Annotated in this window: 15 protein-coding genes; 7 read left to right on the top strand and 8 right to left on the bottom strand. The window is 58.5% G+C overall.

Translation table 11 applies throughout. The features are described 5' to 3' along the window. Nucleotides 1–163: 163 nt before the first annotated feature. The 4 genes from IH944_12940 to IH944_12925 form a co-directional block, all read right to left on the bottom strand. The gene (locus tag IH944_12940; GenBank protein MCH7905454.1) at nt 164–2509 is read right to left on the bottom strand and encodes an ankyrin repeat domain-containing protein; all 2346 of its coding nucleotides are present in this window, start codon (nt 2507–2509) and stop codon (nt 164–166) included. A gap of 106 nt (nt 2510–2615) precedes the next feature. Further along, nucleotides 2616–4367: a PD40 domain-containing protein gene (locus IH944_12935; protein MCH7905453.1), complete on the bottom strand. Its 1752-nt coding sequence runs from the start codon at nt 4365–4367 to the stop codon at nt 2616–2618. 285 nt (nt 4368–4652) lie between these two features. Further along, nucleotides 4653–6431 carry an SBBP repeat-containing protein gene (locus IH944_12930; protein MCH7905452.1) on the bottom strand — a complete coding sequence of 593 codons (1779 nt, stop codon included), beginning with the start codon at nt 6429–6431 and terminating at the stop codon, nt 4653–4655. Between the two features lie 252 nt (nt 6432–6683). Then, nucleotides 6684–8057: an FG-GAP repeat protein gene (locus IH944_12925; protein ID MCH7905451.1), complete on the bottom strand. Its 1374-nt coding sequence runs from the start codon at nt 8055–8057 to the stop codon at nt 6684–6686. Nucleotides 8058–8386: 329 nt separating this feature from the next. On the opposite strand from IH944_12925, the gene IH944_12920 reads away from it, so the two are divergent. The 3 genes from IH944_12920 to IH944_12910 all read left to right on the top strand — a co-directional run bounded on the left by IH944_12920 (nt 8387) and on the right by IH944_12910 (nt 14171). Beyond that, nucleotides 8387–10207, top strand: coding sequence for an ABC transporter ATP-binding protein (locus tag IH944_12920; protein MCH7905450.1), 1821 nt, complete (start codon nt 8387–8389; stop codon nt 10205–10207). Between the two features lie 695 nt (nt 10208–10902). Beyond that, nucleotides 10903–12510, top strand: a complete 1608-nt coding sequence (locus IH944_12915; protein MCH7905449.1) for an amidase — start codon at nt 10903–10905, stop codon at nt 12508–12510. Nucleotides 12511–12644: 134 nt separating this feature from the next. Next, on the top strand, nt 12645–14171 hold the full coding sequence (locus IH944_12910) for an aspartyl protease family protein (GenBank protein ID MCH7905448.1): 1527 nt from the start codon (nt 12645–12647) through the stop codon (nt 14169–14171). Nucleotides 14172–14284: 113 nt separating this feature from the next. On the opposite strand, the gene IH944_12905 is transcribed toward IH944_12910, so the two are convergent. Further along, nucleotides 14285–14890: a hypothetical protein gene (locus tag IH944_12905; GenBank protein MCH7905447.1), complete on the bottom strand. Its 606-nt coding sequence runs from the start codon at nt 14888–14890 to the stop codon at nt 14285–14287. A gap of 101 nt (nt 14891–14991) precedes the next feature. Between IH944_12905 and IH944_12900 the strand changes: the two genes are divergently transcribed. From IH944_12900 to IH944_12890, 3 genes are all read left to right on the top strand, one after another. After that, nucleotides 14992–17004 carry a hypothetical protein gene (locus IH944_12900; protein ID MCH7905446.1) on the top strand — a complete coding sequence of 671 codons (2013 nt, stop codon included), beginning with the start codon at nt 14992–14994 and terminating at the stop codon, nt 17002–17004. A 176-nt stretch (nt 17005–17180) separates the two neighbouring features. Continuing rightward, a complete protein-coding gene (locus IH944_12895) occupies nt 17181–17321 on the top strand; it encodes a hypothetical protein (protein ID MCH7905445.1) in 141 nt (46 codons plus the stop codon). Nucleotides 17322–17330: 9 nt separating this feature from the next. Then, nucleotides 17331–18080 carry a hypothetical protein gene (locus tag IH944_12890; protein ID MCH7905444.1) on the top strand — a complete coding sequence of 250 codons (750 nt, stop codon included), beginning with the start codon at nt 17331–17333 and terminating at the stop codon, nt 18078–18080. Between the two features lie 29 nt (nt 18081–18109). On the opposite strand, the gene IH944_12885 is transcribed toward IH944_12890, so the two are convergent. Continuing rightward, nucleotides 18110–18577, bottom strand: coding sequence for a DinB family protein (locus tag IH944_12885; protein ID MCH7905443.1), 468 nt, complete (start codon nt 18575–18577; stop codon nt 18110–18112). Nucleotides 18578–18624: 47 nt separating this feature from the next. Between IH944_12885 and IH944_12880 the strand changes: the two genes are divergently transcribed. After that, nucleotides 18625–19347 (top strand): DNA alkylation repair protein, encoded by a 723-nt coding sequence (locus IH944_12880; protein ID MCH7905442.1) that lies wholly within the window; start codon nt 18625–18627, stop codon nt 19345–19347. A gap of 48 nt (nt 19348–19395) precedes the next feature. Here the strand turns inward: IH944_12880 and IH944_12875 are convergent, their stop codons facing one another. Both IH944_12875 and IH944_12870 read right to left on the bottom strand, forming a co-directional pair. Then, a complete protein-coding gene (locus IH944_12875; GenBank protein ID MCH7905441.1) occupies nt 19396–20184 on the bottom strand; it encodes a phytanoyl-CoA dioxygenase family protein in 789 nt (262 codons plus the stop codon). Then, the gene (locus IH944_12870; protein MCH7905440.1) at nt 20181–22094 is read right to left on the bottom strand and encodes a hypothetical protein; all 1914 of its coding nucleotides are present in this window, start codon (nt 22092–22094) and stop codon (nt 20181–20183) included. The genes IH944_12875 and IH944_12870 overlap by 4 nt, the downstream gene beginning before the upstream one ends. Nucleotides 22095–22207: the final 113 nt, after the last annotated feature.

Raw genomic sequence — 22207 nt, 5'->3', positions numbered from 1 at the left:
ATCTAGCCAGACTCCAATGAAGCGGATCGTTTCTCCCCAGCACCTACCACAGGGGGAGGGATGCGGAGCGCGGGCGTTTGGCCCGCATCCTGGTCCGTGAGCATTGTCCCGAGCTTGACGCAGAACCGCCAAGCGCGGGCCTGACAGCGGCACACGTGCTCGTTCAGTCCGTGAACACGCGCAAGCCGCCGATGCCCCAGATTTCGTCTTCCAGCAGCGTCTTAACGTACGACTGCGGAACTGTGAAGCCGCTGATTTCGATCTCAAGGTCAGCGCCTGAGTGCGCGATCGTGAACGACAGCGTGTAGACCGCGTTGCGGGGGTACCGCTCGACATAGCCGAGCGTTTTCACCTCAGCCGCGCCCTGGTACCCGGTGTGATAACCGAGCCCGTAACGATCCGGAAACGACTGCAACGGCAGACCAGCCCGGTCGCCCTCGGTGTTGTTGAAAAAGCTCGTGTGGAGCAGCATTCCCACACCAGGGATTCGCACGTCGATGATGTCCGGCCCCGCTCCGTCGCCGTTGCCATCCCAGGAGCCCATGATGAAGAGGTCGATCTCGATGCGGACGTTCTCGTGCTCCCGTAAACCGTCTAGTTTCAGCACCACTGCCTGCTGACCAAACGGGCCGAGGAAATCGCGACCGGACGGGGTCTTCGTCCAGCCCAATCGGCCGAAGAACTTTCCGTGCGCTTCTGTCGCCCAATTTCTTGCAATGTCATCGTCGGGTTGTAACGAATAGATGTTGTTCTCACAAACGACACTCGTCTGCAAAGCAGGTGGACCGAACGGGGCGACATCTTTCACCATCGACATGTACTGCTCGATCTCATCGCGGTGCTGCTGGAACGTGTTTGCCAGGCGACCGAGCGGAAGCTGTCCTTCGTGGTTCATCGCGAACGGATCAGCTCCGTTTGCCAGAAGGAAGCGAGTAAAGTCGCTCCCCCGACTCTTATTGAGAGCGATATGCAGGGGCGTGTTGCCGTTCTTGTCCTTGTGATTCACGTTTGCCCCAAGCCCGATCAGGGTCTTGGCGATGCTGACGGTTCGTGCTATATGCAAAGGTGTCTGCCCTTCAGAATTTTCCGTGTCGATTGACGCACCGCGCCGTAGAAAGAGCTTGAGAATGTCAACGTTCTGCCTAAGCGTTGCGAGTTGCATCGCTGTGTAGCCGAATCTGTCCTCTTGATCGCGGGCTGCCGGGTTGTTATCGAGTATCCGCCGGATACCGGCGATGTCGCCACGGTTTGCGTAGTGGTTGATGATGGAGGGTGTCTGTGTCAGTTCGATCGCGAGGTCAGGCCGCAAACGTCGGAGTTCAGCGATCCCGCCGTCAGTGATCTCCGTCTCGTTGAACGTCACGGTTTGCAGGCTCTTGATTGCTGCGATTCCACCAATCGCCAGGTCTGAGACTCCGACGATGTTGAACGAGAGCCTTGTCAGGTTTGGTAATTGGCTCAAATACCAAATGTCGCCGTCATGGATGTCGCCGTAACTGATCCCCAGTTCGGTCACCGTATCCAGCTGAGTGATGACTTCGAGATGCTCACCTGTCAACGGCGTGCCCCACAAGGTGAGGGTCTTGAGGTTTGAGAATTGCTCAAGGGTTTGGTAGTCGTCGCTCGTGATCGGTCCTTGCCAGAGCAGTTTCTCCAACTGCTCGTGCTTCGGCTCCTCTACATACAACTGCGGCTCGCCGACTTCAACGCCCCAGTTCTTGAGGATTTGCCAAGCGAGGCGGCGTACGTTGTACTCGCGCACTTCGATCCCTCTGTTGCTCGCTGCCGCAGTTCTGGGAACCTCGGACGGGTCTCCGAGCATGCTCTTCATGATCTCGATGGTCTCAGCACTCTCGTATTCGTACAAGGCCTGGACACCAAGGTATCGTTCGTCCGCGTCTTCGGAGAGAATCCACTGCTTCGCGCGCTCGTGTAAGCGTTCATCGACCGGAACATACAGTCCTGCCACCCCAGGTCTTTCGAACTGTCGTTTCCAGATCGCGCCGACATCGGTCTCTGGCGGCTGCATCCTAAACCCGTGGATATAGTTGACGGAGGGGTACTCCCTGACAACTTCGCGTACGTACTTTAACAGGGGCTCAGTGCCGTAGATGAGAGTGAAGTCAAGCTTCGAGACAACGATGTCGACTTCATCCAAATTGATGAAGTTCGCCCTTAGGTCATCCGCAGAGTTAACAAACAGTAAGAGTCTGGTCTGCTCGTTTTTCAAGCGGTCGAGCATTTCGTTCAAGTAGGGAAGTTTCGCTTTGAAGCGTTCATTGTGCCCACCCTTCAGCGTCTCGCTTACTTCGAAGGTGACGACGCGCAAGAAGTAGTCGTCTCGCTCGTCGGGGTAATCGACGATCGTGCCGACGAAGATCGTGCTCGCACGCAACACCCGAATATCGATGCTCTCGATCGGCTGGGGGCCGGGTTGTGCCGCCAACTGAGATGTGAGAAGAACTGAAACGATGACCGCAATGAGCGGCCTAGTCCACGAAGTTGCCATTTCTGCCCTCGGCAATGAGCGTACCACTGCCAATGAGCAAACGGGCAGTCCGGCCAACCGTTTCGTTTGGGTAACGTCCTGCGCTGGTTGGCTTACTCCTTCGATCCTACCGAACGATAACCCACACGGTCTGGTCGAAGCTGATCAGCCAGGGGAACGAGAGCACTATGCCAGCTTCTTTGTAGCTGACCTTGGCCCTCATCTCCTTCGTGCCCGCCTCGATGAAGCGCTCCGGATTCGTCGTGATGCTCACCTCGACTATCGAGTCCGCCAACGTCGCGATCATGAAGTCGACCTGTTCATACGAGTTCGTGTCGTAGTTCCACAGCTCGATCCACTGTCCTATGTTGTTGATCTCGGCGTGGGCCTCCAGTCTGAACCGAAGCTCGGTCAGCGTCTCAGTCGGAGAAGTGCCGACGATGACGAGCTGCACTTGCCGCTCAGCCTGGTTCAGCGTGATCCCCGGCAGCACCGTCATCCAGCTGTCGTCGCTGGCGAACAGGTCGCTCAGCCCGCCGCCGGTTAGAATCCCGCGGAACAGCGAGAAGCTGTCCGGCAGAACTACTTCCGGCACTGTGCGCACGTTCACGAAGATGTCGAAAAAGCCGTTCGTATCGCCAGCCACGAGGTTCGTCGCTGCGCTATCAAATGCAACGATCGTTCCGTCGGCAGAGATTGGGGACAGAAAACTATCCCCGTCGCCTTGCCCTCCTGCCGAGGATTCGCTGACCCTAATCGTCGTGTGCATCACTCGATCATGGACGAACACGTCTGCTTTGTTGTTCGTGTCACCGGAGATCAAGTTGGATGCAAAGCTTGTAAAGGACACGAACCGCCCGTCGGCCGACACGTACGGCGCGAGGCTTTGGCCGTTTGCCTCGATTCCCGACGAATCAACGCTGACCCGCGTGGTCACCTCGGTCAAGAGGTCTCGCACGAAGATGTCGTTTACGCCGTTGCCGTCGCCGGATACCAGGTTGTCCGCAGCGCTGCTGAACGCGACGAAGCGGCCGTCGGTTGAGATAGCGGATCTCTCGTCGCAGTCTCCATTTCCTTGCACGCCGGATGAGCTGACACTGACGAGTTCCAGCTCGATATTCTCTCCGGAAACAAAGATATCTGCGAAACCGTTTGTATCACCCGCTACTAGGTTGCTTGCATCAGAAGTGAACGCGACAGACGGCAAGTTGGATACGTTGCTCGGGCGGTAACTTCGGCCATTACCCTGAAAATTTCCAGGATCGCTGCTGACAGGAAACGTCTGCCCCGTTAGGCGATCACGAACAAAGATGTCGGTGAAGCCATTCGTGTCGCCAGCGACGAGATTGCTTGCGTCGCTCTCGAAGACCACCCACCGTCCGTCGCCGGAGATAGCGGTGAAGTCGCACATGGCATTGCCTTGGACGCCCGCTGTCGAGACGCTCACGCGCTCAGTAACCCCGGTGACGCGGTCATGGACAAAAATGTCTCGGACTAAGTTTGTGTCGCCGGAGACCAAGTCGTCTGAATCGCTGGCGAAGGCCACGAATCGTCCGTCACCGGATATCGAGGGCACATCGGAGGTGTTGCTTGCTTGCGCGCCACCGGAACTGACGCTCACTCGCGTGGTCGCGCCGGTCACGCGGTCGTGAACGAATACATCCTGCCGCCCGTTCGTGTCGCCCGCCACGAGATTATCGGCATGGCTCCCGAACGCCACGTACCGACCGTCCGCCGATATCGATGGGTCAAAGCTGTCGTTGTTCGATTGAGCCGCTGATGAATCCACGCTGACGCGCGTAGTGGTGGCAGCTATCACCAGAGTCGAAACCGCCAGTGCAGCTCCGAAGTATCCAACGGTGGCAAGCGATCTTTTCATAATCTGTATCCAAGCATCGGCTGGCAGTATTCTGAGTCTCCTAGGAGCAAGGGACACGTCAGCAGAATGTCGTCTTCCAGCACGTAGTCAGCTCGGCCAGTCGAGAGTCTATTGCTTATTGCAGAAAAATGTGAAGTACATCAGGCAATTTCCCGCAATTTTACGGGTATGCCAGGCTCGGCCTCGAACGATCCGAACCGACGACGACGCGGCCTGGGCGTTCGGTTATCGGCCTCTTCGACAACAGCCGCCATGTTGCCGAAGAGGCCGTTGATTGCTATGCGTCTACGGGACGATGACCCACGCGGTCTGGTCGAAGCTGATCAGCCACGGGAAGAAGAGCACAATACCGGCTTCTTTGTAGCTGACCTTTGCCTTCATCTCCTTCGTGCCCGCCTGGATGAAGCGCTCCGGATTCGTCGTGATGCTGACCTCGACTATCGAGTCCACAGTCGTAGCGATCATGAAGTCGACCTCCTCGTAAGAGCTCGTGTCGTAGTTCCACAGCTCGATCCACTGTCCTATGTTGTTGATCTCGGCGTGGGCCTCCACTCTGAACCGAAGTTCGCTCGGCGTTTCAGTCGGAGCGGTGCCCTCTATGATGAGCTGCACCGGCCGCTCGGCTTGGTTCAGTGTGATCCCCGGAAGCACCGTCATCCAGCTGTCGTCGCTCGCGAGCAGGTCGCTCAGCCCGCCGCCGATCAGCATCCCACGGAACAGCGAGAAGCTGTCCGGCAGGACCTCGACGTCCTGCACGTACTTGATCGTCGCGTAGTCTACGCCCGTGCCCAGACCGAGCGAGTAGCCGGTCACATACACGTTGCCAGGGTCGTCTACAGCAAGCGCAAAGGCGGTATCCCAGCCGCTGCCCGGACCGTTATAACGCATCACCCAAAGTTGGTTGCCGCTCGAGTCGTATTTCACCGTCGCATTGTCCCGGCCCGTGGAGTTTCCGAACGACCAGCCGGTCACGTATAGGTTGCCGGCGTTGTCCAGCGCAAGCTGGGTTGCGCCATCAATGCTGCTGGCCGGGCCGTTGTAGCGTCTTTCCCAGAGCAGGTTGCCGTTCGTGTCGTACTTCAGCGTCGCGTAGTCCCAGGCCGTGCCGGGGCCATCCGACAAGCCGGTCACGTACACGTTGCCTGCGCCGTCCACTACCAGCGCACTGGCGTTATCTCGACCATTTCCCGGGCCGTTGTAGCGCATTTCCCAGAGCTGCTGTCCATCTGGGTCGTACTTCAACGTCACGTAGTCCGCGTCCGTGTCCTGTCCGAGCGAGAAGCCAGTCACATACACGTTGCCTCCGTCGTCCAGCGCAAGATCAAGGGCGCCGTCAAAAATGTTGGCCGGACCGTTGAAGCGCCTTACCCAAAGTTCGTTGCCGTTCGTGTCGTACTTTATCGTCGCGTAGTCAAAGCCTGAGCCGATGCCCTCAGAATTGCCGGTCACATATACGTTGCCAGCGCTGTCCAAAACAATCGCGGTGGCGTGATCGTTACTGCTACCGATGACCGGACCGTCGTAGCGCGCCTCCCAGAGCTGGTTTCCGTCCGTGTCGTACTTCACCGTCAAGTAGTCAAATCCGGTGCCAGAAGACCTGCCGGTCACATACACGTTGCCTGCGTCGTCCACAGCGATTGCAGTCGCGAAATCGCTGCCGTTGTCGTAGTGCCTTACCCAAAGTTGGTTGCCGTCCGTGTCGTACTTTATCGTCGCGTAGTCCCTGCCCGTCACCATTGGCGTCTGTTCGACTTCCGATGTTCCGGTCACATACACGTTGCCTGAGCTGTCCAAAGCGATCGCGACGGCGGTATCGTTACCGTCGATCGGGCCGTTGTAGCGCATCTCCCAGAGCTGGTTTCCGCTCGAGTCGTACTTTATCGTCGCGTAATCTGTGCGCGTGTCCAGGCCGAACGAGTAGCCGGTCACATACACGTTGCCCCCATCGTCCACAGCAATCGCGTAAGTGCCGTCGCCGGCGTTGCCCGGGCCGTTGTAGCGCGTGACCCACTGCTCCTGCACTTGACCCAGCGCGGCGCTGGCAGCGCCGATTGCGACTGTCACGCAGGCGATCCTCAAAAGCCCCTTCCAAGCGGAGGTTACGATCGCAATCTCCCCCCGGATTGCGGGTAGTTCTATTATTGCCGACAAATCTTTTCGAGATGAATCGTGACTATTACACATGACGCTTTCTTCTTCGCAGCAATCTCAAAATTTGCTGTACCGGTCACGCCATTTGCATAGCGCCATTCTAGTTGACGTGCCACGGCGAGAGAAACGTTCCATTTTGCCGCGCCTATTCTGTCTGTAGCAGCTTTAAGGAACGATGATCCACACCGTCTGGTCGAAGCTGATCAGCCACGGGAATTGGAGCACGATCCCAGCCTCCTTGTAGCTGACCTTGGCTTTCATCTGCTTCGTGCCCGCCTGTATAAACCTCTCTGGATTCGTCGTGATGCTCACTTCGACGATCGAGTCCGCCAGCGTCGCGATCATGAAGTCGACCTGTTCATACGAGTTAGTGTCGTAGTTCCACAGCTCGATCCATTGCCCGATGTTGTTGATCTCGGCGTGCGCCTCGACTCTGATCCGAAGCTCGCTCGGCGTCTCAGTCGGAGAAGTGCCAGTGACGATGAGCTGCACCTGCCGCTCGGATTGGTTGAGCGTGATCCCCGGCAGCACCGTCATCCAGCTGTCATCGCTGGCGAGCAGGTCGCTCAGTACGCCACCCGTTTGAGAACCGCGGAAGAACGAATAGCTGTCTGGCAGCACGTCCCGGACGCCGTCGAGGAACAGGATCCACACCGCGCCGCGGTCGAAGCTGCGGCCGCCGCCGTCGTCATCGAAGGCTGCTCCCACGGCCAGGTCGCCAACGCCGTCGCCGTCGAGGTCGCCCAGCGAGGCCGCCGTGCTGCCGAAGGCATCGCCATTATTCAGCGTGCCTGTGAAGCCGCCTTCTGCAAAGCTGATCTTCCGGTGGGACTTGACCGTTCCGTCGGCGTTGAGAAACAGCACCCAGACCGCACCCGGACCCCCACTCAAGATTTCGATTGCCCCGACGGCAATGTCACCCACGCCGTCGCCGTCGAGATCGCCCAGCGAGGCCACCGAAGTGCCGAACAGATCGTCATCGTCCAGGATGCCGGTGAAGCCGCCTTGCGTGTCGCTGATCTTCCGGTGAGCCTTGACCGTGCCGTCGGCGTTGAGGAACAGCACCCACACCGCGCCGCGGTCAATGCCCCCGTCGTCGTCTCGCCGCGCTCCTACAGCAAGGTCGCCCACGCCGTCGCCGTCGAAATCGCCCAGCGAGGCCACCGAAGCGCCGAAGTAATCGACATTGAACAGGATGCCGGTGAATCCGCCTTGCGTGTCGCTGATCTTCCGGTGCGACTTGACCGTCCCGTCCGTGTTGAGGAACAGCACCCACACCGCGCCGCGGTCAGAGCCCCCGTCGTCGTCATGCCGCGCTCCCACGGCCAGGTCGCCGACGCCATCGCCGTCGAGATCGCCAAGCGAGGCCACCGAAGTGCCGAAGCGATCGCCATCGACCAGTGTGCCGGTGAAGCCGCCTTGGGTGTCGCTGATCTTCTGGTGCGACAGCACCCAGCCGGACTGGCCAAGCGCGCTTGCTGCGATCAGCGCGGCGAGCGCGATCGTCAACGCCCCTTTAGAAATAGTACGAGTGTCCATATTCCCTCTCCAGTACCTATCGACAGTACCGAACTTCTAAAATACCACGACGAGCGACTCCCCAGATTCGAACGCGCCTCGCAATCCCGGTATTTTCACCTGGAGCAGTCAATGCCGTTCCATCACGGGACGATGATCTACACGGTCTGGTCGAAGCTGATCAGCCAGGGGAATGAGAGCACAATGCCAGCTTCCTTGTAGCTGACCTTGGCTTTCATCTCCTTCGTGCCGGCCTCGATGAACCGGCCGACCGTGTTCGGTGCCGCTCTGAATCACCGTACTAATACGCTGCCCCGTATCGACCACAGGTACCCTCACGGCTTCCGGCCATGATGCGCAACACCTCCCTGATGCCAGAGAAGGACAACAAGCAGTTCGACCGCAAGATCCTGCGGCGGGTGATCAGGCTGTTCAGGCCGCACAAGGTCATCATCAATTGGACCGGGCTTGTCATCTCGGTCGCTGTGCTGATCGGTCTGGCCCCACCGTTCTTCCTGCAGCAGATAATCGACGTCGGCCTACAGCAGAAGCAGCTCGACGTGATCGCAAGGTTCTCGCTCCTGACGGTGCTCGCGGTGTTCGTCGGCGCGTCGCTGACTCTGCTCTACGGCTACTGGGGCTGCGTGATCGGCCAGCGCGTCATGTGCGACCTCCGTCGCTCGCTATTCACCCACTTGCAGAGCATGTCGCTCCGGTTCTTCACATCGACGCGCACAGGAGACATCCAGACCAGGCTCATCAACGACGTGCAGGGCGTGCAGACCGTCGTCAGCAACACGCTCACCGACCAACTCAGCAACGCCGGCATCGCGGTTTCCACATTCGTCGCGATGGTCATCGTCGACTGGCGCCTGACGATCCTCAGCGTCGGCATCATGCCGTTCTTCCTCGTGTTCGGAAGGTGGTTCGGAAACTTCGCCCGCCGCGTCACGACCGGCACTATGGAGCAGACCGCAGAGCTGAACTCGATGATGCAGGAGACCCTCAGCGTCAGCGGCATCTTGCTCACGAAGACCTCTGGAAGACTCGATGTGCTCACCGAGAGGTTTGACGTAGAGAACGAGAAGCTCGCCGGATGGCAGATCAAGTCCACCGTCGTGCAGTACATGTTCTTTGGGCTGATCCGCCTGATCACGCAGCTCGCTCCCGCGCTGGTCTACTTGCTTGCGGGGTGGCTGATGATTTCGCAGGGCGACCCATCTCTGACCCTCGGGAAGCTCGTCGCGTTCACGGTGCTGCAGACGCGCATGTTCTTCCCAGTGACCTCGCTGCTGAACGCCCAGGTCGAGATCATGGCCTCGTTCGCGCTGTTCCAGCGGATATTCGAGTACATCGACATGCCGCGCGACATCGAAGAGAAGGAGAATCCGGAACCGCTCGATCGCGTGGAGGGTCGAGTGGAGTTCCGCGACGTTACTTTCTCTTATGATGAAGGTGCAGAGCGTACTACTTTGAGCGGAATAGCGTTCGTTGCAGAGCCTGGCCAGCTCGTCGCGCTCGTCGGGCCAAGCGGGGCGGGGAAGACGACGCTTACGTACCTCATTCCGCGTCTGTACGACACGGATCAGGGTCAGGTGCTGATCGACGGCCACGACGTGCGCGACGTCTCGCTCGAAGACCTCGGCGCGAACATCGGCGCGGTCACGCAGGAGACGTATCTCCTGCACACGACCATCCGCGAGAACTTGCTCGTCGCCAAGCCGGACGCGACGGATGACGAGATCATAGAGGCGTGCAAGTCGGCGGCGATCCACGACCACATCGCTTCATTGCCGGAGGGCTACAGCACGGTCGTCGGAGAGCGCGGCTACAAGCTTAGCGGCGGCGAGAAGCAGCGCCTCGCCATCGCTCGCGCAATCCTTAAAAACCCGCGCATCCTGATTCTCGACGAGGCGACCTCCGCTCTCGACACGCGGTCAGAGCGGCTGATCCAGAACTCGCTGAGCGAGCTGATGAAAGGCCGCACTACGTTCGCGATCGCCCACCGCCTCTCCACCATCCTCGCAGCCGATCAGATTCTGGTACTGGACAAAGGCCGCATCGTCGAAAGCGGAAAGCACGACGAGCTGCTCGCCCTCGACGGCCTCTACGCGAGGCTTTATAACGAACAGTTCTTGTCCCTGGACGAATCTAGCGGCACTAGGTCCTGATCCGTTATCCACGTGAGGAAGAGCCGCCATGCTGTGCGGATCACAGGACCGCGGGAGGGCGAGCGTCCCCGCGAGCCGCGCAAGCAACGGCCTTGAAAGTCTGGGCAAGTACATGGGTCGCACGGACAAACCCTGTCGGGCCTGACCGTGGCACACCGCTGGTAGACGAAGTGCGGGTGGTGCTCCCGCGAAACTGGGCTCCTATTCGGAAAGGACTTTCACTGTTTGACCCCTCACCCTCTCCCTCAAGGGGAGAGGGGATTGCGGCAACGAACTCAAGCCAATAACGTACCTGTTGCATGTGGTTGAAGATCCTAGCGTCTTGTCTGCTAGGCATTATGTGTCTCTTTGCAAGTTGCTTCGCCTGGGCTGCAATCAGGGGTAGGGAGAAGATGGTTCGATCAAGCGAAAATCCAAAAGGGGCCCGTCTATTCTGGATAATCTGGTTCAGCTTCAACGTTGCCGCACTAGTATCCCTCGCCACTGCTGCATTCTTGCTTTGGACTAACTGGACCACGGCTGCTCTTATAGGGCTGTGGCCGCTACTTGCTATCGCCATGTGCCGCATCTTCATCTGGGTGCGAAGAATCCCATTTCCGCCTCTGAAGTAGCTCAATACCTGCGCTCTTGTTGAAGAGCCGTTTTCGTTCAACGGTACGGCGTACTTCGACTTAGTGTGCCAGACTCAGGCACATATGATACGACGTGATTTTCTCAAGGCAGGATTGGCGGGCGGGCTGATCGTCGCTGTTGGCTGTGCATCTCGAAAACCGACAGACACAGAGCCAACAACGGCAGCCGAGGAGCCGTTCGATCTCGACGAATCCACAGTCGAAGAGTTGCAAGAAGCGATGGAGGTCGGAAGCGAGACTGCTGAATCGATCACAGCGAAGTATCTGGAGCGAATCGAGGAGATCGACGGCCACGGACCAACTTTGCGGTCGGTCATCGAGATTAACCCCGACGCGATGGAGATCGCGGAGGCGCTCGACGAAGAGCGGCAGCAGGGCGGCGCAAGAGGCCCGATGCACGGAATCCCCGTGTTCATCAAGGACAACATCGAAACCGGCGACTCCATGATGACGACCGCCGGTTCGCTCGCGATGGTCGGCAACATCGCCAGTCAAGATTCCTTCCTCGCAGCGCAACTCCGCAAGGCCGGCGCGGTCATCCTTGGCAAAACCAACCTCAGCGAGTGGGCCAACTTCCGCTCGACCCACTCGACCAGCGGATGGAGCGGGCGCGGCGGCCAGTGCAAGAACCCGTACGCGCTCGACCGCAACCCGTGCGGCAGCAGCGCGGGGTCCGGCGCGGCGGCGTCGGCAAACCTCTGCGCGGTCGCTATCGGAACAGAGACCGACGGATCGGTCGTGTGCCCGGCTACGACGTGCGGCATCGTCGGGATCAAGCCGACGCTCGGCATGGTTTCGCGCACCGGCATCATCCCGATCGCGCACAGCCAGGACACCGCTGGCCCGATGGCGCGAACCGTGCGCGATGCAGCGACGCTTCTGTCGATCATGGCAGGCCAAGACCCAGCTGATCCCACCGACCGTTACGAGGCCGCAACGGACTACAGGATGTTCCTTGAGAAGGACGGATTGAAAGGCGCGCGCATCGGCGTCGGTCGCCAGTTCTTTGAGTTCAACGACCACGTCGATGCGATCATGGAGGAGGCGATCGCCGCGATGAAGGGCCTCGGCGCAGAGATCGTCGACCCGGCGGACATGGCCACGCAAGGGAAGTATGACGACACTGAGTTCGAGGTGCTGCTGTACGAGTTCAAGGCCGACCTCAACAGGTACATGGCCGGGACAAGCACCGACATCGGACCGAAGTCGCTCGCCGACCTGATCGAGGCGAACGAGCGCATGAAGGACCAGGCGATGCCGTTCTTCGGCCAGGAGATATTCCACATGGCGCAGGAGAAAGGGCCGCTCACCGACAAGAAATACATCGACGCGCTGGCGAAGAACCATCGCATGTCGCGGGACGAGGGGATCGACGCGACGATGGACGAGCACAACTTGGATGCGATCATCGCACCGACCGGCAGCCCCGCGTGGCCGACCGACCACCTGAACGGCGATCATTTCACCGGCGGAAGCTCTACCCCGGCCGCAGTATCCGGCTATCCGAACATCACGGTTCCCGCCGGTTTCGTCGGCGGTCTGCCGGTCGGCGTCTCGTTCTTCGGGCGGGCGTGGAGCGAGCCGGTGCTACTCAAGTTGGCTTACGCATTCGAGCAAGAGACGCAGGTGCGAAAGTCGCCGTTGTTCCTTCCGACCGCCGACTTGAGTTAAGAGTAAAGTGCGCGCCAACGTCCAGCACTCGCAGCGTGCTGGCTTGTCGTTATGGCGAGAACAGTGCAACAATATAGATGGATCGGTAGAATAGACTAGATAACGCTCAGCACTGTCCGTAGGAGAGTTCAATCATGATGATCGCTAGCCTCTTTGCTTTACTTTCGTCTCCTGCTTTGTTGCAGCGGCCTACCGTCGACCAGGTTTTGGACAACGTCCGGTCAGCCGTCGGTTACAGCGCCATAGAGCCTTTCGAAAGTGGCATCGAAATGACGGGTTCGGCCTTGTTCATGGGCACTGACGCGAACTTCCGGTTCGTCTTTACGCCTGACGGGAAGTACCTCTTCGAAATGGACGGCCCGATCCGGGCGACCCAGGCGTGGGACGGAGAGAGGGGCTGGGAGCTCGACGTGACCGGCAGCCCGATGCCCGTCTATTTCTCAGACGTCGAGTATCAGCATGCTACATCGTGGGTGATCGGGCACCGCTGGCTGGCCCCGGACGGGCCGTACGACATCACAATGATAGAGGAGGACAGCGACTCCTACACTCTCAACCTGAAACCAAAGGCCGGACGCATGAGCGTAAAGGTCGAAGTCGATCGGGAGAGTTGGCTTCCCAAGGCCAGCAGCTACATGGACGGCGATATCATGCACCTGATCGAGCTGAGTCAATGGGAGACCACGAGAGGCTTCAAGCTGCCGCACAGGATCGACGTCACCTTTAGCTCCGGAAAGGGCTGGATCAGCGTTGAGCATGTGCGCCCGACGCCGGACGGCGCGACCAGCTTGTTCGAGATGCCTGCCTGGCTCTTGACAGACGACACGACGTACGACGAAGCCAATGAAGGAGTCGTAGAGACGATGCGTGCGGAGTCCGGGCACGTTCTCGTCAGGCCAACTATTATGGGCGAGGACGTCGGCTGGTTCATCCTCGACACTGGAGGCGGAGGGATGGTTGTGGGCAAGAAGCTCGTAGAGCGCCTTGGGGCCGAGGAGTTCGGTTCCTGGTTTGCGATCGCCGAAGGTGGCACGTTGCCCTTGACCTTCACCAAGTTTGACGACTTCAGTCTCGGGCCGGCGACGGTGGCCGAACTGACGTTTGCCGTGCTGGACCTGAGCCCGGTAAGTCTTGCGCTCGGGATCGAACTGGGCGGTATCGTGGGCTACGACTTCTTCAGGCGCACTGTCCTGGAGATCGATGTCGAGGAGTCGATGATCGCCTTCTTCGACCCTCGCAGCTATGAGCTGAAGAAGGGTAATTGGAACGATCTCCTTCTCCTATCGCATCACCCGACCACGCCGGCGAAGTTCGAGGGAGCGCACGAAGGCGTGTTCATGATAGACACCGGGGCGCCTTACGGCCTCGTGTTCAGCTGGCGGGTTGTAAAGGAGCTAAACCTGCTCGAAGGGCGCGAAACGTTGGACGGAGAGATACATGGGCTTGGTGGCGCAGTACCGGCTAAGTTTGGATTCGTCGAGTACTTCGAGATTGACGGCTATCGCTTTGAAGACCAGTTGGCGATCATGTTGGTATCGAACCGCAGCGCATACGCGAGCGAGTATTTGACAGGCTTGATCGGGATACCATTGCTCATGCCGTTCACAGTCGTGTTCGACTATGCGAACAGTCGGATTGCGTTCGTTCGGAAAGAGGGTTGACCTGAACAGAGGCAAGAATGCCGACCGGCACGGCGAAGGAGCCAGTGAACAATGAGAGAGAGTGTGTGCAACGTAGGTCTGGCCTAAATAAGAGGATGAATCACAGGCATTAACTAGAGCCGCCGGATCACCACGTTGTCGAACTGGCCCGTGTCGTCGAACGATCCGAGACCGGCGCGGCCCGTCCCGAACGTCAAGTCACGTGCCTCCATCACAGGATTCGCCATGTCGTCGAAGTAAGTGCGTATCACGCCATCGACGCGGGTGACCCGGATCTTGTGCCACTTGTCGTCCCACGGTGTCCCGGAGTTCGTCTTGTGCGAGATCTTCGTCCGGTCGGCCTTGTTCACGATGAAGACCTGGTTCGCGTGGTCGTCGGTCTGCTGTCCAAAGTGGACATAGTAGAACTGCTCAGGGCCCTGCCATCCAAAGAAGACGCAAAGGTCGCGGTGCTCGTACTTCGCCTTCGTGCTTCGTGCGAGCGCTGTCAGCTCGAAGTCTCCGAACACCTCGTCTTTGATCAGAAGGATGTTGTACGGGCTCCTGTGAGGGGGTTCGTATTCGCTCTGGAGATAAAGGCTGCATACCTTTCCGAAAGGAGTCTCCTTCGTGCGCCACGCGTTTTCGTCCGTAGCCTCCCAACGAACAAGGCCTTCCTCAAAGTCGTCGGAGAAGGTCGTAGGTTGAAGCATCGACATGAGTAGCAGAACCCCGATCATTGGGACAGGCTACCAGTTGCCCGTTACAGACAATGCCTCAGCGTTCACTGCGCTAGTCTCTGAACAAGCCGCCTTGCCCTCGGGCTAGATATACTCTCGATATGTTGCTGACCGCAGTTACTCTCGCGCTTTCGGCGTCGCTATTGCCGACCGTACAGCAGGATGACCGCTCCACGAGGTCGGGTGAGCCAAAGCAGGTGCCGCACGAGTCCATCCCTCACGACACGTGGTCCGGACGGCGATATGCGGGAGGTGGCGTCACGATCACGTACAGGTCGTACTGGGTATACATCGCGGAGCGTGAGTATCCGTTCGACGCGACGTGCGTCAACAACTGTCAGGGCAGCAAGCACCTCGCCCATGTACAGTGCGACACTAGTTGCGACAAGATTTGCAAGTCTCTACATGAGTGGGAGATCAAGCCGAAATTCGAGTTCCGTACCGACTTCAACAGCAGCACAAAGTCCTGGCAAGTCGGGATGATGAAGACCATAGACGACCACGGCGGCAACATCTCACAGGCGAGGCACCTTGCGAACAAGGTCAAGGCGGAAGCGATGAAGCAGATTGAGGGCAATGACAAGTACACCTACAAGTACAAGAGCGGCCACTTCAACGAAGCCCCGTGCTCCACCCAAGACCGGGATTTCAAGTACACGACGTACTCTCTGTTCGCTGATTACACCATTTACAAGGACGGAACGCGCGTAGGCGGAAGCGGAGGTGTCTCGTTCGGTCCCTCAGCACTCATTGGCACTGTCAAGATTCCGCACCAGGAGTTCTATGAGCAGGAGCCAGTTGAGAGCTGCAGGTGCCAGTTCATCAAGGAGAAGCAGCGAGAAATTCGGATCGGCGGATTTATGCCGCTCGATGGCGAAGGAGCGTTCGACGGAGAAGGATCGGATATCCGGCTTGGTGGTCTCTTCATCGATCCTGAGGGAGGCGAAAAGTACGCGCAGTACAACGAGCAGATCGGCAGCAACGTGTCCGTGAGCTACTACCTTGGCGAACTGAACGAATTTCACATTCGAGCGACGAACATGTCGGCGATGCCGATCTCTCTCGCCCTCATGCCGGGAACGACGTTTGAGCCAGATGACGGCAAGTTTCAGTCTATGGTCAACCTCGACCAGTTGCAGTTCACGGTGCCTTCATGGTCCACTCGCGAGTGGGTGATGCCGGCGAGCGGGCCGTCGCAGGACCCGATCGACGTCAAGGGATTCATGGCGTGCCTCAACATGAACAAGAATGAGCCGAACGGGGTCGCGTCGTACACTCTCGGCTCGACGCTCGACACAACGCTGCTGGACATCGGCTACGACATGTCCGCCCAGCGGTTCCGCGGGCCGTGGAACCAAGCGCTGCTCTGGACCTACATGGACGGTGCATCATGGCAGGAGATCAACGAGCGGCTGTTTCCGCCAGTCAGCGAGTCGCGCTATCTCAACAACTTGTACGAGTTGGCGCACAAGTACGGCGTGGATCTGAGCGCAAAGAAGTATGACAAGAGTTGGAATCCGCGACTGATTCTCGCCGATTTTGCGCCGCTCGAACAGCTTGAATGGTTCGTGCAAGAGATGACTGAGCGCGACGCTCGCTCGCTCGCCAACTGGGTGAACGGGAATCGCGGAAAGTTCGCATACATCTTCGCCGCCGACGGACAGGACTGGTACATCGAATACGCGGCGAACGTGGCAACGGCGTTGTGCGGCAGCGACAACGAAGACGTGCAAGCGGCAGGTCTGGACTTCCTCTCACGGACTGTTCCGCAAGGCAAGCGCGCCGCGCTGATGGAGAGCGGCGGTCTCGTGGGCGCGGTCTCTCTCGCGCTAGGCGAGGGGAAGAACGCCTCCGCTGCGATGGCGCTGGTCGAAGAGTACGACGCCGAACTTGCCGAACAGCTGAAAACGGTGCCGGACGAGCTGCCCTTCCCGAAAATCGATCCGCCAAAACGAGCCCGTGCTAGCGATCCCCCCACACTCGCAGTGTGGAGGGTTCTCCGATCATCCATCTACATCAGAACGAGAAGGGAAGCAGCGCCGCGTACGTCACGTGCGGCCACCTCGCGCGTCGTTTGGTGGGAAGTGAGGCGCTTGGGTGCCGCTGGATACTGAGCGGCTCAACAATGAGCGACAGGCTGGGTTGGTCGCCTAAGCGACCGTATCCAGTGGCGTCGAGCCGCCGCACTCCTATCGTCGGGCCTTCGTCGAGCCCCGAGTTCTTACCCTCAACACTGCGAGGGTTGAGGGATGAAAAACAAGCGCGAGCTAGCTAGCATCTGTCTGAACAGTTGCTGTTCCTGTTACGTTGCGCCTTTTGGCCGCCGAAGATCGCGACCTGCTTCCTCGATCTCGCAAGCTGCGGCGGGTTTATCCTGACGGCCGTCGACATGAAGACAAGCGAACCGGTCTTGACGCTGAGCAAGAAGTAAACTGTGCCAATGATTGCGGTTGTTCTTCTGATAGCTCTTCAGCAAGAAGAGATCGTCTGCGAGGGCGCATACAGCGGCCATCTTCAGGGCGTCGCGCGGGACAGCGTCGGCGATCTTTACTGGTCGTTCACAACGACTCTCGTCAAGACCGATAGCACTGGGCATCTGATTCAGAAGACCGACGTCGAGAGCCATCACGGCGACGTGTGCATTGTCGGCGACCGATTGTACTGCGCGGTCAACAAGGGGTTGTTCAACAATCCGGCGGGCAAGGCCGACAACTGGATTGTCGTCTACGACACGTACGATCTGCGCGAAATTGGACGCAAGCCTGCGCAGATTGTGACCCACGGCGCGGGCGGCATATCTTCAGACGGAAAGAAGCTGATCGTCGTCGGCGGGCTGCCCGGGGGCGTCGAGCAGAACTACCTCTATGAGTTCGACTTCTATCTGCAGTTCCATCGCAAGTACGTGATCGAGAGCGGGTGGACGCTTCTCGGTATCCAGACGGCGACGTTTGCTGAAGGGCGCTGGTGGTTCGGCTGCTACGGCAACCCTCCGCAACTGCTGTCGATGGACTCCTCGTTCGGCGATCTTGTGCGGTCGGACTTCGACTGCTCGCTAGGGCTCGTGCCGATGGGCGAGGGCGAGTTCCTCGTCGCGCGGGACAAGCTCGTCCGGGGCCAGGGGCACATTGGCAGCTTGCTCCCAGCACAAACGACTGCGACCGGACGACTTTCGCTACTCTCCGATGAGTGAGGATTCAGCCAGTCTGTAATGGTAAGGGATCAGTTCCAGTGCATCTCTTCGTCGCCGTTCAACGTTTGGATGTAGTTGAGCTGCGCGTCGTGGTATGTCATATGATCCACGGCGAAACCTGCGAGGTCCATAGGGCTCGTCTCACCGTTCGGAGTCTCGATCTTGCGGAACATCTCGTCTTCCGGCACGTTTGCGAACGCCTCGATGATCTCGGCCATCGACTCTTCGAGCTGCGCGACGATCGTGTCCTTATTCTGAAACTCCGCGGGCGCCTCGACCCAGCCATCGAACTTGAGCTCACCGGGATCTTCGCCCCGGATTCTCTTGGATATCCGCTTGTTGATGGTGACGACCTCGTACGTAAAGTCCGCCGGGGTGCGCGAACTTCCGCCAGACGAGCTGGTCAGCTGCTTCTCGTCCAACGCTCGCAGATCGCCGGCGTACGACTTTTTTGCGAACTCAAGTTTGCCTGTCAGGTGCTCTTTCAAGGTTTCCATACCCTGAGTATATCTCGACGCCGACCTTGACGGTCCATAATGTCGTCGTGAGTTGGTCCACCGTTATCGATCTGATCAAGTCAGAGCTGATGTCCAACGCGAAACCGGAGCGTGCAGTCTTCGAGAAGGGCTACCTGAAGAGTGAGCTCGAGTTTCTCGGCGCGACGGTGCCTGCCGTGCGCAAGTGCGCTAAGAGGTTTGCCAAGGAGTATCAGGATCTGTCGCGCAAGGACCTGCGGGCATTCGTCGATGAGATGTGGGCGACCCATATCCACGAAGTGAGAAGCGTTGCGGTCGCGCTGCTCGACCACTTCTCGTCGTTGTTGCGACCGAGCGATCTCGCGATGGTACGCAAGCGGATCATCGACGCAGCAGGATGGGCGCATGTCGATTGGCTTGCCGCAAACGTCTCCGGCTCGATCGTTCTCGATCATCCTGAGTGCATCGACAAATTGGACGAATGGGCTATGGACAGGAGCTTCTGGGTGAGGCGCGCCGCGATGCTCTCGCTTCTGCAACCGTTGCGCTTGGGTGATTTGTCTGAGTGGCCGCGCTTCGTCCGCTACGCTGAGTCGATGGTCGAAGAAAAAGAGTTCTTCATCCGCAAGTCGATCGGCTGGGTGCTGCGCGAGACGAGCAAGCGAAATCCAGCGCCTGTCGGTGAGTTTCTTTTACGCAACAAGGAAAAGTGTAGCGGTCTGACTCTGCGAGAGGGCGCAAAGTTCCTCGAACCAAGTGTGCGGCTTAAGCTCGGCTTGGCCAAAACGTAGCAAGGCCGTTCTGGGCGATGGATCGCCCCACGATCGGCGCGCGGAGTCTCAGTCCGATGAGCCCATGTATGCAAAGTGCCGAGTTGGATCGAACTCCGGAAACGCGCTGTACTCGTTCGCGCCGCCTTCGGCTGTACCGCGCATGAGCCAGGGGCCCGGGTGCTCCCAATTCGTGACTTTGGTACCCGTCGGGATGTAGCGGATGGTCAGCCCGCGCCGCCAACGGCCGGAGGTGTTCGGACTCGAACCGTGGATCAGACGCGGGTCGTGGATGCTGATATCGCCGGGTGCCAGCTCTATGTCTGTCTTAGTTTCGAGGTTGAACATAGACATATCCAGTTCGTTTCCGAGCACCGTCTCTTTCGCCTCGTGCATCTCATCGGTAGTTCTCAGTCGCTCGTTCTGTGTGCCGGGGAGGACGTGCATGCAGCCATTGTCGCTGTCCACCTTGTCCAGCGCGAGCCATACGCTGGCGACGTCCATCGGTTCGAGCGGCCAATAGGAGCCGTCCTGGTGCCATCCGACGGCCTTTCCCGTTTTTGGGGGCTTGGCGATGTAGTGCGAGGCGAACAGCGCGATGTTCGGCCCGAGGATCGGCTCGACGCAGTCGAGCAGCCGCGGGTCGCTGACGAGCCGCAGCCAGAACGGATCGTCCCCGACCAAGAAGGTGTCCAATCCCTCGGGCGGAAGCTGCGGGTTGTTCTCGATCAGCCACTCCACATGTGCCCGTGCTTCTTCGACCAGGTCCTCGTCGATCAGTCCCCGGACGATCGTGTAACCGTCCTCGTCGTACTGCGTCCTGATCTCGCTCGCAGTCATCATTTCTGATGATGTCATGTTCTAGCTTGCCATTGTGCTGCGAGTCCCCTCACCTCTGCCCTCCGCCCAGGCTTGGGGAGAGTGGGCTTTTTGCCGCCGCCGTCACGCTTTCGGAGTGCGTCCAGCACGATCTCGTGGTACTGGTCCCAATCCTCGGGGCGCCACTCGTTCTGCGGCTCGCGCAGCACGCCGATCAACCGACCGATGCACCAGGCTGCGCAGTCCCGAACTTGGAAGGGATTTTCAAATGTCCAGAGGTAGGACGGATCCAATCTTAAGTGCCAGATGTCCGAATCGTCTCCCGACTTCATACGTTGCATTTCCGTAATATAAGTGGTCGCGTCTTCGAGGAACAGTTTGAGTGCCATAAGACGAAGGCTGTTGTTCTTGTCTTTCCATTCGTTCTCATAGATCCCAGAAATCACGTTGATCCTTACGCCAGAGTCTTCCTTCTGGGACTGCCTTACCAAGAGCTCGACTAGATCAGCGTCGCCGACCTCCATGACTTGACCGGCGAGTCGCAACGCCTTGTGATCCTTGAGGGCATCTCCGAAAGGCGCGTCCACTAGAAGAGCGTCTCTCAGCGCCTCTCTTGCTGCCTTCTTGTCGTATTTCCTTATATACCAAGTCGCAGTAGACTTGTGCGAAGCGGTGCCTCTGGCGATCGCTTCACGGAATAGCTCTGACTTTCGCTCGACGGAGAGAGACGACTCATCGATTATCCGCGCGAGGTATTCGTTTGAGTTCTTTTTGTGATCAAGGCTTTCCAGGTACAGGTCGGGAATCTGGTTTGGATAGCGCAGTACGAAAATGTCGACGGGGAGCACGTTCAATGAAATTGTGCTGATACCGTAATTCGGGTTAAGCTCATCGTCATCATGGAAAATGGCGCGTTTGAGGATTTCGATCTCAGGCAGTCGCTTGACGCTGTCCCACCAGTCTTGCGGCTTGACGTCGCTGATGATAACTCTTCGGTTCACATGCTTCGGTGACATCAGGCTGGACACGATCTCTTCGCAGAGCGATTGAACAAACGTGAAGTTATCTATACCATTATGAGATGCACGGCTAAGCCGACGCGTCGCACGACTGTCATCCAGGTGCTTGATCAACGTCGGAACGATCGCGACCCCTCTTGCAAGTATCGCCAAGAAGTACGGATCTTTGAGTCGGTTGTCGTATGCAGGCTCCAATTCCGCTAGACCGTAATAGATCAGCTCATCGACCAGCCGTTCGTCGGTCCCCGCGCGGGAGGTGAACGGTTGCTGTGCGGCGATGACAGCGTCGGCCTGTCGTTGAATCCAGTTCCAGTCTATTCCGTCGTCCAGGTGTTCTCTAACTCCCGCCAACGCGTGCGCGATCTTGGCGACGTCCGCATCTTTGTCTTCGTACTGCGATAAATAGTACTTGGCAACCAACAAGTACGTCCTTCTTCCCACTGTCCGATCCTCGCCGTAGTATCTGTACTCTTCGCCAGAAGCGAAGTGCTGAGCGAGATCGAGATCGCCCATGCTGTACATCTGGATCGCCATCGCCAGGTGACGGTCGATCTCAAACTTCGCCCCGAGGCCATTGAATGATGAGCGATGATAGGCCTTGGCTTCCTCCGCTGAAATCGGCTGTGCGCCCGCAGCCTTCAATCGGTCGTTCGGTTTGTTCGAGGCCGGGAGGTAGTCAAGTCCTCGTAGTAGCCTAGGCACCCGGCCTGGCAGTTTGATTGCAAGATCCCAATGAACTGTCCGGTTTCCATCTCGGTCGAACGACTTGCCAACTGGGTATTTGACCAACTGCGAGCCTTGCGGCGGCAACGGTAGCCCGTACTCTCGATAGACACCGAGTGCGCCCTGAAGTTCAGCGTCCGTCGGGATCGGATATTTCGGGATTTCCGCGAAGTTCTGCTGCAGCAGCACGGCGAATAACGCGATCATTTTTCAAACCCTCGATTACGTCCTTATTGTATCGCAATTGATTGGCAATTGCTCAATGTATGTTTGCCCTCACCTCAGTCCTCTCCCCAGGCTTGGGGAGAGGAGGCCGACCC

The organism is Armatimonadota bacterium (genome assembly GCA_022563855.1).
In the GTDB taxonomy this organism is placed as follows: domain Bacteria; phylum Armatimonadota; class Fimbriimonadia; order Fimbriimonadales; family Fimbriimonadaceae; genus JADFMN01.
The sequence above is the reverse complement of the archived record's forward strand: the minus strand, read 5'-3'. Positions and strand labels throughout refer to the sequence as shown.

Bases quoted from the DNA above. Each gene is read 5' to 3' on its own strand.
- IH944_12940 (MCH7905454.1), bottom strand. From the start codon at position 2,509: ATGGCAACTTCGTGGACTAGGCCGCTCATTGCGGTCATCGTTTCAGTT.
- IH944_12935 (MCH7905453.1), bottom strand. From the start codon at position 4,367: ATGAAAAGATCGCTTGCCACCGTTGGATACTTCGGAGCTGCACTGGCG.
- IH944_12925 (MCH7905451.1), bottom strand. From the start codon at position 8,057: ATGGACACTCGTACTATTTCTAAAGGGGCGTTGACGATCGCGCTCGCC.
- IH944_12920 (MCH7905450.1), top strand. From the start codon at position 8,387: ATGATGCGCAACACCTCCCTGATGCCAGAGAAGGACAACAAGCAGTTC.
- IH944_12915 (MCH7905449.1), top strand. From the start codon at position 10,903: ATGATACGACGTGATTTTCTCAAGGCAGGATTGGCGGGCGGGCTGATC.
- IH944_12910 (MCH7905448.1), top strand. From the start codon at position 12,645: ATGATGATCGCTAGCCTCTTTGCTTTACTTTCGTCTCCTGCTTTGTTG.
- IH944_12905 (MCH7905447.1), bottom strand. From the start codon at position 14,890: ATGATCGGGGTTCTGCTACTCATGTCGATGCTTCAACCTACGACCTTC.
- IH944_12900 (MCH7905446.1), top strand. From the start codon at position 14,992: ATGTTGCTGACCGCAGTTACTCTCGCGCTTTCGGCGTCGCTATTGCCG.
- IH944_12890 (MCH7905444.1), top strand. From the start codon at position 17,331: ATGATTGCGGTTGTTCTTCTGATAGCTCTTCAGCAAGAAGAGATCGTC.
- IH944_12885 (MCH7905443.1), bottom strand. From the start codon at position 18,577: ATGGAAACCTTGAAAGAGCACCTGACAGGCAAACTTGAGTTCGCAAAA.
- IH944_12875 (MCH7905441.1), bottom strand. From the start codon at position 20,184: ATGACATCATCAGAAATGATGACTGCGAGCGAGATCAGGACGCAGTAC.
- IH944_12870 (MCH7905440.1), bottom strand. From the start codon at position 22,094: ATGATCGCGTTATTCGCCGTGCTGCTGCAGCAGAACTTCGCGGAAATC.